This window comes from Kosakonia sp. SOY2, from assembly GCF_027109175.1.
GTDB lineage: Bacteria > Pseudomonadota > Gammaproteobacteria > Enterobacterales > Enterobacteriaceae > Kosakonia.
Genome location: NZ_JAPVXH010000006.1, coordinates 1 through 16197, shown reverse-complemented (window position 1 = coordinate 16197; position 16197 = coordinate 1). Strand labels below are relative to the sequence as shown.

General features: G+C 52.0%; 15 protein-coding genes and 2 pseudogenes. 11 read left to right on the top strand and 6 right to left on the bottom strand.

Translation table 11 applies throughout. The annotated features are described in order from the left end of the window. Nucleotides 1-424: 424 nt before the first annotated feature. The 6 genes from O3S68_RS21655 to traX all read left to right on the top strand — a co-directional run bounded on the left by O3S68_RS21655 (nt 425) and on the right by traX (nt 4057). Nucleotides 425-1078 carry a DNA methyltransferase gene (locus O3S68_RS21655; protein ID WP_269232457.1) on the top strand — a complete coding sequence of 218 codons (654 nt, stop codon included), beginning with the start codon at nt 425-427 and terminating at the stop codon, nt 1076-1078. Between the two features lie 80 nt (nt 1079-1158). Continuing rightward, nucleotides 1159-1569: a DUF1380 family protein gene (locus O3S68_RS21650; RefSeq protein ID WP_269232456.1), complete on the top strand. Its 411-nt coding sequence runs from the start codon at nt 1159-1161 to the stop codon at nt 1567-1569. Nucleotides 1570-1586: 17 nt separating this feature from the next. Further along, the gene (locus tag O3S68_RS21645) at nt 1587-1820 is read left to right on the top strand and encodes a hypothetical protein (protein ID WP_269232455.1); all 234 of its coding nucleotides are present in this window, start codon (nt 1587-1589) and stop codon (nt 1818-1820) included. Between the two features lie 458 nt (nt 1821-2278). Beyond that, a complete protein-coding gene (locus O3S68_RS21640; RefSeq protein WP_269232454.1) occupies nt 2279-2707 on the top strand; it encodes an antirestriction protein in 429 nt (142 codons plus the stop codon). Next, complete coding sequence (locus tag O3S68_RS21635) at nt 2674-3180, top strand: hypothetical protein (protein WP_269232453.1); 507 nt, start codon at nt 2674-2676, stop codon at nt 3178-3180. The genes O3S68_RS21640 and O3S68_RS21635 overlap by 34 nt, the downstream gene beginning before the upstream one ends. A gap of 130 nt (nt 3181-3310) precedes the next feature. Continuing rightward, a complete protein-coding gene (gene traX, locus O3S68_RS21630; protein WP_269232452.1) occupies nt 3311-4057 on the top strand; it encodes a type-F conjugative transfer system pilin acetylase TraX in 747 nt (248 codons plus the stop codon). Nucleotides 4058-4307: 250 nt separating this feature from the next. Here the strand turns inward: traX and O3S68_RS21625 are convergent. Next, nucleotides 4308-4514, bottom strand: a pseudogene (locus O3S68_RS21625) (LysR family transcriptional regulator); the annotation flags it as partial. Nucleotides 4515-4880: 366 nt separating this feature from the next. Here O3S68_RS21625 and O3S68_RS21620 point away from each other — a divergent pair. From O3S68_RS21620 to O3S68_RS21610, 3 genes are read left to right on the top strand one after another with little or no spacing between them, the layout of a single operon-like run. Next, entirely contained in the window at nt 4881-5345 is a 465-nt protein-coding gene (locus O3S68_RS21620) for a nickel transporter (protein WP_269232451.1), read from the top strand. 1 nt (nt 5346) lies between these two features. Next, nucleotides 5347-5961, top strand: a complete 615-nt coding sequence (locus tag O3S68_RS21615; RefSeq protein WP_269232450.1) for a hypothetical protein — start codon at nt 5347-5349, stop codon at nt 5959-5961. 1 nt (nt 5962) lies between these two features. After that, nucleotides 5963-6772 (top strand): hypothetical protein, encoded by an 810-nt coding sequence (locus tag O3S68_RS21610; protein ID WP_269232449.1) that lies wholly within the window; start codon nt 5963-5965, stop codon nt 6770-6772. A 417-nt stretch (nt 6773-7189) separates the two neighbouring features. On the opposite strand, the gene O3S68_RS21605 is transcribed toward O3S68_RS21610, so the two are convergent. From O3S68_RS21605 to O3S68_RS21585, 5 genes and pseudogenes are all read right to left on the bottom strand, one after another. Further along, nucleotides 7190-7714 (bottom strand): hypothetical protein, encoded by a 525-nt coding sequence (locus O3S68_RS21605; RefSeq protein WP_269232448.1) that lies wholly within the window; start codon nt 7712-7714, stop codon nt 7190-7192. A 140-nt stretch (nt 7715-7854) separates the two neighbouring features. Beyond that, nucleotides 7855-8535 carry a hypothetical protein gene (locus O3S68_RS21600; RefSeq protein WP_269232447.1) on the bottom strand — a complete coding sequence of 227 codons (681 nt, stop codon included), beginning with the start codon at nt 8533-8535 and terminating at the stop codon, nt 7855-7857. Between the two features lie 370 nt (nt 8536-8905). Then, on the bottom strand, nt 8906-9271 hold the full coding sequence (locus O3S68_RS21595) for a hypothetical protein (protein ID WP_269232446.1): 366 nt from the start codon (nt 9269-9271) through the stop codon (nt 8906-8908). 290 nt (nt 9272-9561) lie between these two features. Next, entirely contained in the window at nt 9562-9825 is a 264-nt protein-coding gene (locus O3S68_RS21590; RefSeq protein WP_020456370.1) for a hypothetical protein, read from the bottom strand. Then, nucleotides 9825-10040, bottom strand: a pseudogene (locus tag O3S68_RS21585) (hypothetical protein); the annotation flags it as partial. The pseudogene O3S68_RS21585 and the gene O3S68_RS21590, both read right to left, overlap by 1 nt. Before the next feature lie 750 nt (nt 10041-10790). Between O3S68_RS21585 and O3S68_RS21580 the strand changes: the two are divergent. Both O3S68_RS21580 and O3S68_RS21575 read left to right on the top strand, forming a co-directional pair. After that, a complete protein-coding gene (locus tag O3S68_RS21580) occupies nt 10791-12455 on the top strand; it encodes a ShlB/FhaC/HecB family hemolysin secretion/activation protein (protein WP_269232445.1) in 1665 nt (554 codons plus the stop codon). 12 nt (nt 12456-12467) lie between these two features. Further along, nucleotides 12468-16197: two-partner secretion domain-containing protein (locus O3S68_RS21575; protein WP_269232444.1), on the top strand; the 3730-nt coding region annotated here is incomplete at its 3' end.

Below are 16197 nucleotides of genomic sequence, written 5' to 3'. Positions count from 1 at the left end.
TCCTGCCGGCTACATAAACTCAGTGGCACCTGAACCTTGTGCTCTTTATGCCACCTATTCTGGCAGACGAACCTTAACTGGACATTAATTAACCATAAAAATAGCGAGGTAACCGGGTTTTTCCTGCACATCTCCTGCTGACAGGATAAGGCTGTCGCTGTGCTCCGCTTCTCTGCCGCTGTCCGTCCTCCTGTCCGGCCATCGGCGAGCGGGAAGTGCCGTGCCCTCACGGTAGCCGGGCTGCCTCGCCGGCAAGGGAAGCTGACGCCGTCATGCTCACCCGTTCCCCGCCGTGCGCGGAACATTCAGTTCGCTCCGGCGGCGCGTGCGGCTTGCGCTGACGCCCCTGCCTGCTCGCCAGATCGCCCGGCTGTGTGGAGGTCACGGCACCACTGGGGTGCCCCTTCATACACAGGAGCAGAACATGTCCCGTTTCATGCAGGGTGACAGCGTGCAGCTGATGGCCACCTTTCCGGATAACAGCATCGATTTCATTCTCACAGATCCGCCGTATCTCGTCGGCTTTAAGGACCGGTCAGGGCGTTCGATCGCCAATGACGTTAACGATGAGTGGGTGATGCCCGCCAGTCAGCAGATGTACCGCGTCCTGAGAAATAACAGTCTGGCCGTGAGCTTCTATGGCTGGAACCGCGTGGACACCTTCATGCGGGCATGGAAAGCGGCGGGCTTCCGCATTGTTGGCCACCTCGTTTTCACCAAACCCTATGCCTCCAAATCCGCCTTTGTCGGCTATCAGCACGAAAGCGCGTATATCCTGGCAAAAGGCCGTCCGGCGCTGCCGCAGAACCCGCTGCCGGATGTGATGCCCTGGGAATACACCGGCAACCGGCATCACCCGACGGAAAAGCCGGTCAGCATTCTTCGTCCCCTGATTGAGTGTTTCACCCGCCCCGGCGACCTGGTGCTCGATCCGTTTGCCGGCAGCGGCTCGACGTGTGTGGCTGCTGACCAGTGCGGCCGGCGCTGGATTGGTATCGAGCTTCTGGAGCAGTACCACACCGCCGCTCTGCAACGGATTGGTGAACAGCGCGCGCTGATGCATTCGGCCGCGGTGTGATGCCCCGACGGCATACGCACATAACGACACGTCGGGGGGCATTCGCCACCCGCGAATACAGGTTTAGAAGAGAGAAAATTATGCTGTACGGAACCCGCAAAGAACTGAACAAAAAACTGAAACGCGCTTTTGGCGATACGGAAAAATTTGCCCTGCTGGTCTGGAGCCGCGAAACCATCATAGGCGTGGCGGAGGACATGACGGAACTGGAGGCGGATCGCATTCTGGAGGAGATTGGCGGGGCCGGCAGCGGCGACCATGCGGAAGAGGGGATTTCCTTCGGCACGGTGCTGGAACTACTGGCCGGTCTGCGGGCGGCACCGGCGATGGTCAGCGTGCCGGCTGCACTGCTGGAACTGGTGAGCGGCTGGGCTGAGCGCTGTCTCAATGAACAGGATGCGCTGGCCTGGAAGGCCGGCGGGGACACGCCGGAGACGGTGACTCGGGGACATGCTGCCCTGACTGCCCTTAAACAATTCACGAAAGCCTGATCGGAGGGAGATACATCATGAACGGACAGACACCTGAGACAGGAGCCGGCAGTGAACTGTTAGCGGATGTGGCCATTCTGGAAGCGTCACTATATGAGTTTCATCTGCGTCTGCGGGACATGACAAAACGTCATCTGTACCGGGACGCCGCACCTGTCAGTAAAATGGCCGGCCTGCTGATTGAGCAGATTGATATGCAGCTGGTTGAATTGTACCGCCGGGCGGCAGAGATACGGAATAATCTGGGATAACCGTCAACGGAAGTGGTTATTTTATAACCACTTCCGTTCTTTTTGCTGCCATCAAGGCCGCGCGGTGTTTATCCACAGGGTTATGCCCGCCCTGTGCAGTTGCGCTGTGGAAAAAAGGACGTTGCTGCGCGCCGCTGTCATTACGCCTGCGGCGGAGAAGGGCAGAAAACCCGGTCCGTGCGGTCTGCGGCCGGTGCCGTGACTTCACTATAGCCCGGCTGCTGCGTGTTCAAGAGATCGCAAGCTCGCCTCCTCCCCCGTTCGCACTCGCCTCACCGCGCTTACTCCCGTCGCGCCTCCGCTCATGCTTCGCGTCACCGCCGTGCGTAATCCCGCCTCGCGCTCGCTTGCGCTGCGGCCTCGTCGTCGCTCCTGAACACTCCGCTTTCCGCCGGGCTGCCATTCAGTCACGGCACAGGCCGTATCGGTATTCACCCTTAATAGCGGAGATTATGTATATGCACACGTCAGTCACTGATTTTCAGCCCGCCCGTATTCTGGACGGTTACGTCAAACTGCGTTTCCTGCCAGCCCTATTTGGTCACGATTTTATTATCGCTGAAAACAATATCTATCTCTATGCCACCCGATATCTGGACGGATATGACGGCGGCGCGTGGGATTACGCGGAGCTGCCGGAGGGGGGCGGTTTTATGAAGCCGGAGGGAGAAGCGCGCTGGCGTTTTGTGAATCCACTCAGCGACGCCGATCTCAGTCTGGGCAATGAAGCTGCGGGGATTGTCATCACCGGTCTGGTGCTGAACCACCGGAGCTGGATGTATGACCGCCACGACGAGGAAGAACTGTGCCGCCTGTACTGCCGCCGTCACCAGCAGTTAATGGCGTATGCCGAATGCCACCCGGGAACCCGCAGAGCGGGGTGGTGATAAGGTTGCATGGTGAGGATCGACTGCTCAATGCCATACGGCTCACCGGCGGGCGTATCACGGAGCCGGAAGAGGTCGAGCTGATAGCCCGCAGCCTGGCAGAAGCGGAAAGAGAAGCTACGGCAAGAGAGGACTATTCTTCAGCAATACCTCCGGATGGGCTACAGAAGCAGGAAGACGCTCAGGGAACAACCCCCCAGGAACTGACTGCGGTAGCCCTTAGTGCCATGCCGTTGGATGAACCTTTCCGTGCGGGGGGTAAAAGTGATCCGCTCCGGCAATCAGAGCTGGATAGCCGTTTGCGAGACGGTGAAGAGCAGGGTACCCGGGATGAGGCTATCCGCGAAGTATTGGCTGATATGCGCGGTACACGCCAACAGATCAGTGAACTGATGGGGCGTGCCGGGCATGGGTCGGTGGCGAATGTACCGGAAAAAGACATTGAACTGGAAAAAACGCTCGGCGGTGACTGATGCAGGTAGAAAAACAGATGCTCATTCCAGTCAATATTTACGGTATTGTCTTGTCCAGGTTCGTGTCTGTCGGTTATCACCGTGTATCACCCTGCCTTAGATTTAAGGGGGACAGGTGATACTAACCCGAATGCCTGTTTTCCCTGTCTCCCTCAATTCAGTACTTAACCTCTCGGCTCTGCAACGCGATGTTATCCGGATAGTTGCATTTGTCGCCATGTCAGGGGATCACATCGGCACCGCATTTCAGTTAGATATGCCCTGGCTCAATATGGCTGGTCGGTGTGCATTCCCGCTCTTCGCACTGGTGAGTGGTTGTAACGTGGCGAAGAAAAGCATACGACAGCAAGGTATTAACCGTCTTTGGCTGATGGCGTTGCTGGCTCAGCCGGGATACTGGCTGGCATTCAGTGACGCGGGAGGACAGTGGTGGCAACTGAATATTCTGTTCGCTTTTGCTGTTGCCATGCAGGTATTTCGGTTCCTGCAGAATGCGAGCATCCTCAATAGCTTTGCTGCCTTCGTGGCCCTGGTCGTCTATCTCCCGTTCAGTTCTGGCAGTTACGGGGTGGCCGGTCTGCTGGTGCTTGCCGGTGCGCGATGTTTATGGCTGTTCAGCGATAAACTCCGGCCAAGCGTGTTTTCCGTCTGGCTGCTGTTTGTTGCTTTGCTCAATGTACATCACGGGGACGTGATGATGCTTTCAGGTGTAATGCTGACACTGACGGTGCTGTTCTGCGTACACGGACTGGTTCCGGCTTCAGGCCAGCGTCTGCAGGTTGGACGCTGGTTTGCGCCAGCCTACATCCTTCATCTGCTGGGTATTGGTTTATGGGCAACGTTACCTGCTTTTCCTCTGCTGTCTGTTTTCCGGTAAACGAAAGCAATCACATGAAACGAAGCAATAGTGTGAAATTAATAGTTACAACATACTAAGGAATCTTTTTATATAGCTTGCAGGCAGCTCCGGCGCTGGTCTTCATGATGTCTGTCAGAAAAACGGACGAAGTTCGTTCCTGAAGCAGGCATGGTAGGCAGCTTTGAGCGATATGCGGGCATTCTCAAAACATTATGAATTTCGTGGTGTGTTAATCATTGGGTTGGAGGTTAATCGGATCATTGTTCGGTCACGGCTGCGCCTTACTGATATAAGTCCGTAAGCCCTTCGCAAGAATATCGAACACCGTTTTACAGGCCTCACTGTGGCGTAAGTCCTCATGCATCACCAGCCAGGTGTCGAGATGAAATGCAAAACAATCAGGCATCAATCTCTCTAACGGAACAGGGAAACCGGACAGTTGAACCTGACACATCCCTATGCCCGCGCCTGCGCGGAAACTTGACCCTTTCGCCTGTTTCTGTATGCGGGGGCACTGGGATGCCGATGGTACGGTAATGGCGGAAGCCATACAGCATGTCGCACAAGTTGCGGGTGTTCACCTCAGTTGACCGAACTGACTTGCCAGGCCTGCGCGTTGAGAAGGCGTGACTGGTCGCTTTGAGCGAGAAGCTTACATTCATGACTCTCGTTCGACGCGAGCAAAGATTCGGACTCATTAGAAAGCTAAAAAGGTTTAAGCCAGCCCCTGGATGATTCTCGATTCTTTAATAAGAAAAATCACTTTTCCTTTGATTTTTATTCATGCAAACCTGTATAAATAGTAAGATAAAGTAACAATAAACCAAACGGATAACAAGATATGACAGATCTCGCTCAGGTAATATCCTCTGCAGTCAAAGCGTCAGGTGCCGATGACTCCATTAACAAACAATTAACTGAAGTATTGAGAAAAGATTTAAACGACTATATCAGCCTTGAGCGACTTAAAAACAAGCTAGAAGTTTTGTACAATTTTGAGAAAAACTATCTTGAGCTTGTTAAGGCATATAAAGAAGAAATTAAGTTTGCTAGCACTCTGCAAGAGGACTTGCGAAAAGAGCGTTCAAAATTCTTTTCTGAGACCCTTAAAGAGGTTTCAGGAACACTCAGTGAATCACAAGTAGATCAGTCGGTTGCTTCAAAATGGTTAAAAGAACTTGTCGATAGTTATACCAAAAGTTTAGACCTAAGCAGTAGCTTAATTGAAGAACATACCCTTGATACTATCGGGAAAATTCGTTCAGAAGCAAAATTAAGCAAACCTAATTTGTCTTCAGATAATTAGAATGAAAAAAAGTGCTCACGTAAGGAAATTAATAGCCATTTTGCATTTGGTTGAAAAACATAAAGCCTTAGAAAATGCATCATACCACAGGGCTATCGGATCCTTAGTGAGTACTTTTTATTTAATCTTGCGATTAAAATTAACAGAAGCCAAAATAGCTCAAGAATCGATGAAAAAAACACTCACCGAGTTGTTAACAGCTTTAAGACAAGCAAGAGAGGATCTCGTCTCACGTAGTATAAATGAACACCCTCAATTATTTTCTTGCTTATTTCAATATGAGAAAAATGAAAATCTTTTATCACTCTCTTTTGAAAGAGAATACTCAATTTTTATTAATAACAATTTAGAAAGGATTGCTAATCAAATTACTGACATTGAAGATGCTAATACACAAAATTGCCTGAAGTACATTACCAAAGAACTTGTTGGCTTCAAACAATCCAGAACAACTTCAAACACTTATGCTTTTTTCCTTGATGATAAGGTCAATCAAATTGGAAACATATTTTCAGTCTTTGACAAAGACAAGGATAGGATTGAAGAAATCAACTACTTGAGAAAAAAAGAACAGGTTCTTTTTGATAGATTATTCAACGAATTATTAGGAGAGTGATATGGGCTGGTTAGGTAACATAGGGAATGCCCTACTTGGTTGTATCAGTAAGCCAATTGAAGTTTTATGTGATTGGGCTTCTGAGCCGCTTAAAACAAGAGCTCATGAGAGAAGTGAATCCTCGCAAGACTCCGCTCACCAACGCAGTATAGACACATTAACAGCTCAATCCAGATCCGAACACGATTTCAAAATTAAAGAAATGGATCTCAGGCATCAATTAAGATCTCAAGAGAAAGAGCTTGAAGTTGACCTCGAGGTTCGAAGAGTTCGTGAAATTGAGAAAGCAGTAGCTGAAATCCAGGAATGGAAAAAAGAAAAAGAGTTTGAACGGATGGAGCGAACCACAGCCGCTATTGCTCTTTACCTTGAACAACTTACTAAGTTAAATGTAGAAACTATAACCGCCATCGGTCATATGCAACTTGAGCTTAAGGAACGAGCTCAACAATTAGTCTATGATAAAACTATTCAGTATAAAGAACTTCAGGATACAGCTATTGAAGAAGCGATGAATGATTTTCTTAGAATAGAAGAAAAATTTGGTAGCAATGAAAGAGCAAAGGATATTCTTATCAAAGCCGTCGATACTAAACTGGGTAATATAATAGCAACATCCACCCGCTTTCTGGAAGAACTGAACAGAGACATTGTAAACCTTAATGAAAGTATTGACAGACTAACAAATCAAGGTCAAAGATTTATTGAGAATCACCTGGAACGCTTCCATGTTTCTGATGTAAGTTCACCTTTGTCACTCACAAAAACAAATAATGAAAAGTTAATACCAATCCAAAAGGATAATGATTAATTCACGGAAAGTCCCGTTTGACATGGGACTTTTTTATTAAATTTTACAACCAAAACGTTATATTAGCGCAGATAAACCGATTCTCACGTATTATGCGAATTAATCTTAACAAGATAAATAATACTATCGTTTTTGGATTTATACTGATGATAATAACAATCAATAGCGAAGGAGAGCGTATGAATATTTTGCGCGTAGAAGCCTCGTTAAAATGGATGGTTAAGAAGAATAAAGGTGCCGGGTGTGGCCGGGTTCAGTTGCTCGCGGCTACAGCACTGATACCCGGATGACAGGTTTTCACATATCCAGCCAGACCGGCACCCAGGCGAAATTTAACCCCCATCTGTCTGCCAACCCAGCTGTCAACAGCATTCCTGTGCACGAGAGGCTCATCTGCATACTTCTTTGTTTTGGGGATTATGCTTGTTTCATTTTGCTAAAGATTTTTATCCTTATCGTGACATCGAGCACTTGTAATTGATCTACCTCTACATCCCAGATTAGCCCGGAATTACTGTAGGAGACACCACCGACGCTCAAAGATAAGGAATCGGGTAAATTACCAGAGCTGATTGCCACTAGAAGTGAATTAAATTTGTCACTGCTAATATAAATATCCGCCTGGGCAGAATATGAATCAAGAAAATATAACGTACCTGTGTTTTTCTGATTATCTCCCCCCATCAACAGCCTTATTATCCATGGTGTTAACGCAGGATAGGTTTCGCCCTCTTTCAAAAAGCATACTTTCCCTTCACTGGAAGGCGTTGCTTCAAATACCAGGACCGAATCAGATTCGGCTTGAGTTACAAAGTTGACACTAGCCACATTGGACTTGAAATTTATAATGCCTGTTTTTATTGACATGATCTCTTTACCCAGATTGTTGATAAAAATAACTGCTTTATCTTCTGCCGGAAAAGCTTTTATGACATGCCCCAATTCAGGACGCCTTGTGACTTAACCAGTTAACAGTCGCAGCGTTTCTCTCACGGCATACCAGCTTAGCGTGCATCATTGCTTTTCTTAGAAATTACTGATGCTTACATCATTCTTATTGACGCAGAATGCGGAGGTATGATCTATTTCGATTCAATAAATATGACACTGCCGCCATTCTGATGAACGACAGAAAGAACCGCATCTCCAACTTTAACCTCATCATTTTTATATTTACCTGACATTAGCTTGGTGATGATATCCATTGAAACCTTAAAATTCCCCGGCGATTTTTGCGTTGCATCAAATGCAGCCGAAGCTAAACTTACGGAGCGGGTTGCGGCATCAACATCTTTCCCTGAGCAAACAGTAACAACAATACTGCGAACATTATGATTAAATTTATTTGCTGCAATTCCTATTCTGTTGCATTCGTCAAATTTATAAAATCCATCAAAAGATATATCTGTTTCCGTAGTCTGAAAATCAGCTTTGTAGCCTGTTTGCAGCCTTTCTAACAATGAATTCAGTCTTGAAACATATGTCTCAACACTCACGTTGAATGTAACTATGTGGGATTCGTCGTAATCTTTTGCGGCAGGTACTGTCTTCGTTGTCTCTTCTTCCGGTTTCGGGCTCTCAGAATCATGAACAAATATTATTGTTGCGACCAGACAGACAAAACCAATAAAAGCTCCTCCCAGGATCCCCGAAACTCTGGACACCAGTTTGCTATGTTTTTTATCTTGCATACTACCGGATATGGTACATCCTGCAATTGCCCATGCCAGTACACCCGCCCCCAGAGGAGCCAGTACGCTCATCGTATTCACGTGATACCCTTGTTAGCACCAAAAGTGCGGAAAAAGAACATACGAAAAGTCACATTGTAGATCTCTGTTTTTTATGAAACTACAGAAATGAAAAAATAATAATCACAGTATTGGTTGGGCTGGCTTCGTCACAGCAGCTGCTTGTGGCCATACAAAGCACAGTACTGACGTGCCCGATCCGTCACAGGCTTGTCCAGCCAGTGGATGCAGCAAAAAACCAGTCTTTACCGGGTTCCTGTATATCGAGATGATGTAGCAAACGATTGTGTGCAGCAGACCGGCATCGTACCGGTCTGTGTCAGTATTGACGTCATTGCACAGAATCAGAGGAAGATGAGATCAATTCAGCCACCGGGAATGTTCACATACAGATCGTCCTGGGACCCTCGTCATAACAAATCTGTTTTTTGCCGCTTGCGTCTGTGATGTAAGTATAATTGCCAATGGTTTGCTTTCTACTGCCATCGCTACCGAAAACTATGCCACTGCTTTCGTAATATGATGTGGTATGCCCGTCTTTATCCTGCGAAAAAGTTCGATCACCGCTCTGGTAGGTGATGCTGCCATCACTACCGAATACGGTGCCGCCTAAATTCTGATAAGTGGTTCTGCCCTCATCGCTATCCACATAGGTTGTATCGCCATCATGGTAGATTGTGGTGCCTGCATGAGCAGAGACCGAGGAAAAGGCAGCAGCGATCAGCAAAGATTTGAGTAAAATTTTCATGGCCAGGTACTCAGGTGTATGCCGGTGTTTGGCTTTTTACATCATACGCTTACTGCGGCAGTAAATGACCATCTCAATCGTACTGGACACTGATAATCCAGACACATCCGATCTGCTGGCACTCATAATAAAGAACGGGAACAAGGCGGCTCCGCAGCGGGATACAGACATGCCGTTGGTGGAGCTAAAATTGCTGTCATGCTAACTGCCGAAGTTTACTGCACGTGTGATGGCTGGATAGTGAAAATGTAACTTGTGGCAAGCCCCTGTTCAGGGGCTTGTCAGGTGGATCATTCAATGCCGTATCTTTTTTGTGTCACAAAATCAGGTTCTTTCCAGTTGGGGCCTTTTTCCGGAAGAGGATTTTCGTTTTCTACCAATTTACCTTCACGGATCAATCGTTGAAACGTTTGTAACAACTTACCTTCTGAAATTACTTCAAATTTGTAACGAACAAACATGCGATCAATGACTGGATAAGGAGTGCGCAGCGCGAAATGCAAGAGAATATCTTCCACACTCTCATTTTTATAAATATTTTCAAGATCTAACATTATTTTCCCTCCTCCGCTTTGCGATACGCTTCCTCAGCCTCTGGTGTATATAAAGGATGTGTTTTTTCGTTTATTTTATAATCTTCCAACGTTGCAGTATGGGTGTTATTCCAGACTTCAGCTCTGTTCTTCGGTCGTTCATCATCTTTTATACCCAGACTCCGGTATCTTTCTAGCTCCCTGATTTCATGAGTATAAAACCGTTTATCCGTATCCGATATTTGTACCTTTGGAGGTTGTGGGCTGGAATATAGCAGCCGTTCATGTTTTCGCCGGCTTGAACCAAGTTGAGGTAGACACCCGGTGATCGGCCCCAGGCCAGATGACCTGCTCGCAGAAGGCAACTTATCACGATGTGCTCAATATCCACTTTGCCCCGAAGCGGGCAAGTATTCAGAGCTGAATATTCGTCAGGATCGAAAAAAGGCGATCACCGGGATTAGAGTGACTTCAAACGCAACGTAGTGTCCCTTAACACTCTTTGTCCAACGATATGTGAAAGCAAGGATAAATGCCGATTGTCACGTTGCAAGAATCAATGTCTCACCGTTTTTTTGTTAAATACTCGCCCTCCAATCGCTAGTACGACTTCCGCAACAGATGTGACCTGGAGAAGAATGTAGCTCACTGTAGGCGCAGTCAGCACTTCTCTCTATCTCATCCTGCCTGAAGATTTTCCCGAATGAGATTATATTTATGCTTCCCGTTTATTTGTGGGTAATCACTGTCTTATTTATTTCTTGAAAGTGTAGCATTTCTGTCATATTTATTATTAATCTCTTTAAGCATCGTTACCCCACCGAATATATCCGCAACTAAAATAAAATTATTTATTCATTCTGTCCGTTTTATTGCGCGGTGATTGTCTTTGCAGCTTTTTAATAGGAATATACAGGAAATACCTGTTCTAATAATACCTAACCAAAACTGAATTTTTGGGGTGACGTATATTCTCTTTCTCATGGATGGTCAGCGTGCGTTATCTGGCATGGTCTTTATTATTTGCAGCGGTAGCACTACAGGCTGCGCCATTATCACCGGCGGATCGTGATGCTGTCCGTCAGCAGCAGGAACAACTGCTGCGCCAGAACCAGCAGCAGCGCGACGAGCTGGAACGTGCCACACCGCTGCCGCGCGCAGGCCGCACCCCGTCTGACACGCAGGCCGGCGGCCCCTGTTTTGATATTCACACCATCACCCTTTCCGGCGTCACCCTTATTAACGCCAGGGCGCAGCAGAAGCTGCTCTCTCCCTGGCAGAACCAGTGCCTGAACATGGCGAAAATAACCGGACTCACCGCCGCCATTTCCGACTGGTATATCAGCCGGGGCTATATTACCAGCCGCGCGTTTCTTACCGAGCAGGATTTATCCCACGGCGAATTACGCATTGTGGTGCTGGAGGGGAAATTACGCCATATCCGCCTGGAAGGTGAATCGCCGCGCATGCTGAAAATGGTATTTCCGGGGCTGGAGGGGAAAGTTCTCAACCTGAGGGATATAGAGCAGGGCATGGAGCAGATTAACCGTCTGCGCAGTCAGCCGGTGCAGATTGAAATCGTGCCGGACAGCGAACCCGGTTATTCCACCGTGAATTTAACCGCCACGCCGGAATTTCCGTTAAGTGCCTCTGTGTCTCTGGATAACAGCGGGCAGAAAAGCACCGGTGAAAATCAGCTGAACGGTTCACTGACCGGCAATAATTTACTGGGGCTGGCGGATAAGTGGTTTGTCAGCGGCGGACGCAGCAGCGATTTCGCCACCGGGTATGACGCGCAGAATTTTCAGGCCGGGGTCAGTATTCCGTACGGCTACAGCCTGCTGGATTACAGCTACGCCTGGAGCAATTACCGCACCACCATCATCAGTCAGGGGTTTCCGTGGGTTTCCACCGGCGACACGAAAACCCACCGCCTGAACCTCTCGCGCGTTATTTTCCGCAACGGCGACATCAAAACCGCGCTCAGCGCCGGCATCACGCAGCGCGCATCGCGCAACTGGCTTAACGACGCCCCGCTGGTGAGCAGCACGCGCAATCTTTCCAGCCTGCAGCTTGGCATCAGCCACACACAGAAACTGCTGGGCGGCGTGGCGACCTTTAACCCGACCTACAGCCACGGCATGCCATGGTTTAACGCCGAAACCGATGAAGGTAAAACCGGCGATGTGCCGCGCGCGCAGTTCCGCAAGGGGAGCCTCAGCGCCAGTTTTCAGCGCCCGCTCACCAGCGACCTGCTGTGGCTGACCAGCCTGTACGGGCAGTGGTCGCCGGACCGGCTCTACGGCAGCGAGCGCCTGACGCTTGGCGGTGAAAGCTCGGTGCGCGGTTTCAAAGAGCAGTACATCTCCGGCGACAACGGCGGTTACTGGCGCAACGAAGTGAATTACACCCTGTTCACGCTGCCGGTGCTCGGGCAGATAAGCGCCACCGCGGCGCTGGATGGCGGCTGGCTGGAGAAAGACCGGCTTGACCGGTATGCCGCCGGCACGCTCTGGGGCGCCGCGGCAGGACTGGGCAGCGCCGGGCGCTGGTTCGCAAGCCAGGTCTCTGTCGGCACACCTCTGCGTTACCCGGACTGGCTCGGCCCGGACCACCTGACATTTAACTGGCGTGTGGCTGTCACTTTTTAAAGGAAGACAAGGATGAATACCGATAAACCGGTTCGTTTCTCCCAGCGCGCACTCAGCTGGCTGATTATCGGCCTGCTGGTCTGGCAGCCCGTGGCACCTTCCTTCGCGGCGGCCATCACGCCGACCGGCCCGGCCAGCATGGACAAAGCCGGCAACGGCGTGCCGGTGGTGAACATCGCTCCACCCAACGGCGCGGGCATCTCGCACAACCAGTTTAACGAATACAACGTCGGCCAGCAGGGGCTCATCCTCAACAACGCCACCGGACAGCTGAACCAGACCCGGCTTGGCGGGCTTATCCAGAACAACCCGAACCTGAAGGCCGGGCAGGAAGCGAAGGGCATTATCAACGAAGTGACCGGCGGCAGCCGCTCACAGCTGCAGGGCTACACCGAAGTGGCGGGAAAAGCCGCCAATGTGATGGTCGCCAACCCGTACGGCATCACCTGTAACGGCTGCGGCTTTATTAACACGCCGAATGCGACACTGACCACCGGCAAACCACAGTTTGACGCGGCGGGCAACCTCTCGGCTCTCGAGGTGACAAAAGGCACCATCACCGTCGAAGGCCAGGGGCTGAATGCCAGCGGCAGCGATGCGCTGTCACTGATTTCCCGTGCCACCGAAGTCAACGCTGCTATACATGCGAAGAATTTAACGGTCACCACCGGGGCGAACCGGGTGGATGCCAGCGGTAAGGCGACCGCTATCAACGGCGAGGGCGCGGCACCGGTGGTGGCGGTGGATACCGGCGCACTCGGCGGCATGTATGCCAACCGTATTCACCTGGTCTCCACAGAAAAAGGCGTGGGGGTGAACCTCGGCAATCTGGCGGCGCGCCAGGGCGATATCACGCTTGATGCGAACGGGAAAATGACCGTCCGGGAGAGTGTTGCCAGCGGGTCGCTGACGGCGAAGGGCGATGGCGTGACGCTCACCGGCAGCCATAAAGCGGGTGGTGATATCGCGGTTAACAGCACGCAGGATATGGCGCTGAACACCGCCACGCTGGCGGCGGACGGCAAACTGACGCTCAGCGGCAACGGCAATACCACGCTGACGAACAGTTCGCTCACCAGTGGCGGGGACATGGCGCTTGCCGGGAAAAACATAACCACGGACACCGCCAGCCAGGCGAATGCCGCAGGGAACATCGCCCTGACGGCGCAGAACCTTACCCAGAAGGGGAAAATGGTTTCCGGCAGTGATACCCGCATTACCGCCGGACAACTGGATAACCAGGGCACCATCGCCGCGAAAAATCAGCTCACCGCCTCGGCGTCCACGCTGAACAACAGCGGAACACTGCAGGGCCAGTCGCTGGGTGTGACCGGCGATGCGCTGCACAACAGCGGCTCGCTGCTATCCGAAGGTGATACCCGGCTTACGGTCGCCCGGCTGGATAACCAGGGGATGGTAGCGGCAAAAGGCCAGCTTACGGCCACCGCCTCCACGCTGAATAACGGCGGCACACTGCAGGGGCAGACGCTTGCGGTCTCCGGCGATGGGGTACAGAACAACGGCACCCTGGCCGCTGACGATTCCCTGAACGTGAAGGCCGGCGCGCTGACCACCGGCACCGGCTCCACTGTTACCGCGAAAGGCGATGTGACACTGACCGCGCAGACCACTGCTGATATCGGCGGGCAGGTGAATGCCGGTAAAGCCCTGAGCGTGAAAGCAACTGACCTGCAGACCCGCCAGCAGGCACAGCTGCAGAGCGGCAGTGACCTGACCCTGACGGTCGCTGACAGCGCCACGCTGAACGGTACTCAGGCAGCGAAAGGCACGCTCAGCGTGACGGCGAAATCCGTCAGTCACGGCGGGAAATCGAATGCGTCAGCCATCACCCTGACCGCCCCCGGTGCGCTGAACAACAGCGGTACGCTGGTCGCGGATACGCTCAGCCTCGGCAGCACACATATCACCAGCAGCGGGCTGTTGCAGGGCACACAGGCTCTGAACCTGCAGACGGACTGGCTGGAAAACCTCACCGGCGGCACGCTCTATTCTGCAAAAGACCTGACGCTTGCCATCCCGCAGCTGAACAACAGCGGGTTAATCACCACCGACGGTGACCTGCGTCTTGTCGGCAGTACGCTGGTGAACACAGGAGAAATCAACGGCGTTAATCTGTTCAGCGATTATCACAGTCTGATCAGCAACGGCCGCCTGCTTGCAGACGGGCAGTTAAGCCTGGCCGCAGACAGCATCAGTAACAATGGTCTGGTAGCAGCAAACGTCACCAGTGTGCGAGCAGATACCCTCGATAACACGGGAACAATACAGGGCAGTGATGCCCTGACGTTACAGACGCAGAAAACCACCAACAGAGGGACGCTGGCGGGCGGAAGCTCGCTCGATCTGAGCGGACTGGCATTAATCAACAGCGGCCTGATTGCCGCGAAAAACCTGACGCTGAACAGCGCTGATATTACCAGCAGCGGCACGCTGCAGGGCACGGCGCTGCTGACCGCTTCCGGTACCACACTGACTAACCAGCAGGACGGCCTGCTGCTCAGTAACGGCGCGGTGACGCTGAAAAATGACCGGCTGAACAACGCCGGGCAGATACAGGGTGACACGCTGAACCTCGCGACCGGTCAGTGGATGAACACCGGCACGGTTCTCGGGCAGAGCGGCCTGACTGCCACGGTCAGCGGCACGCTGGATAACCAGGGCCAGGTGGTCAGCCGGCAGGGGATGACGCTGACGGCAGAGAACAGTACAAACAGCGGCGCGCTGATGGCGAAAGTGCTCGCCCTGCACGGCGATTTGCACAGCAGCGGTCTGATTCAGGGGACGGACGGGCTGACGTGGGATGGCAACACGCTGACCACTACCGCGGACGGGCAGCTTGTCAGCGGTGGCAGTCTGGCACTGCAGGGTAAAACCCTGGACAACGCGGGCCGGATGCAGGGGAAAACCCTGACCGCAACGGCGGACAGCCTGCATAACAGTGGTACGGTGCAGGCGCAGGACGCGCTGAACGTACAGGTTACCGGCACACTCGCTAACCAGGGGCAGATGCTGAGCCAGGGCCAGGCGGATATCCGCGCGGCACAGCTGAACAACGACGGCACGCTGGCGGCAAACGACCTCGCCATGACGGCACCGGTGATAACCAGCAACGGCATCCTGCAGGGCAATCACAGCCTGACCTTCGCCACGCAGAGCCTGTTCAATGGGCGCAACGGTCAGCTGGCAAGCGGCGGGCTGCTTGATGTAAACCTCGATGCGCTGGAAAACCAGGGGCTGCTGTATGTGCAGGATGCGCTGACGCTTCATGCCGGCAAACTGGTGAACAGCGGCAGCCTGGAAGCGGACGCGCTGGATATCACCGCTGACAGCACACTGGACAACAGCGGCACGCTGCTGGCGCACCATGCGGCTTTGCTTCGCGCGGATGCACTCGGCAACAGCGGACAGATTGCCGGCAACACCGTTTCCCTGACCGGCAACACGCTGACCAACAGCGGCCTGATTCAGGGGGCGCAGCAGGCGCAGGCGCACGCAGGCAGTATCATCAACACCGCCTCCGGTAACTGGCTTTCCGGTGGTGCGCTGACGTTTGACGGTGGCAGCCTGAGTAATGCCGGAACGCTGCAGGGCGAGTCGGTTTCCCTCACCGGCACCACGCTCGACAACAGCAACACCATCAACGGGCTGCATGGCCTGAGCGGCATCTACAGCGGCACACTTACCAGCGTCGGGCAGATGGTCAGCGGCGGGGCGACGGATA

Excerpts from the sequence above, each read along its gene's own strand:
- O3S68_RS21655 (WP_269232457.1), top strand. The coding sequence starts at position 425 with ATGTCCCGTTTCATGCAGGGTGACAGCGTGCAGCTGATGGCCACCTTT.
- O3S68_RS21615 (WP_269232450.1), top strand. The coding sequence starts at position 5,347 with ATGAAAAAAAGTGCTCACGTAAGGAAATTAATAGCCATTTTGCATTTG.
- O3S68_RS21600 (WP_269232447.1), bottom strand. The coding sequence starts at position 8,535 with ATGAGCGTACTGGCTCCTCTGGGGGCGGGTGTACTGGCATGGGCAATT.
- O3S68_RS21610 (WP_269232449.1), top strand. The coding sequence starts at position 5,963 with ATGGGCTGGTTAGGTAACATAGGGAATGCCCTACTTGGTTGTATCAGT.
- O3S68_RS21645 (WP_269232455.1), top strand. The coding sequence starts at position 1,587 with ATGAACGGACAGACACCTGAGACAGGAGCCGGCAGTGAACTGTTAGCG.
- traX (WP_269232452.1), top strand. The coding sequence starts at position 3,311 with ATGCCTGTTTTCCCTGTCTCCCTCAATTCAGTACTTAACCTCTCGGCT.
- O3S68_RS21640 (WP_269232454.1), top strand. The coding sequence starts at position 2,279 with ATGCACACGTCAGTCACTGATTTTCAGCCCGCCCGTATTCTGGACGGT.
- O3S68_RS21635 (WP_269232453.1), top strand. The coding sequence starts at position 2,674 with ATGCCACCCGGGAACCCGCAGAGCGGGGTGGTGATAAGGTTGCATGGT.
- O3S68_RS21590 (WP_020456370.1), bottom strand. The coding sequence starts at position 9,825 with ATGTTAGATCTTGAAAATATTTATAAAAATGAGAGTGTGGAAGATATT.
- O3S68_RS21650 (WP_269232456.1), top strand. The coding sequence starts at position 1,159 with ATGCTGTACGGAACCCGCAAAGAACTGAACAAAAAACTGAAACGCGCT.
- O3S68_RS21580 (WP_269232445.1), top strand. The coding sequence starts at position 10,791 with ATGGTCAGCGTGCGTTATCTGGCATGGTCTTTATTATTTGCAGCGGTA.
- O3S68_RS21620 (WP_269232451.1), top strand. The coding sequence starts at position 4,881 with ATGACAGATCTCGCTCAGGTAATATCCTCTGCAGTCAAAGCGTCAGGT.
- O3S68_RS21595 (WP_269232446.1), bottom strand. The coding sequence starts at position 9,271 with ATGAAAATTTTACTCAAATCTTTGCTGATCGCTGCTGCCTTTTCCTCG.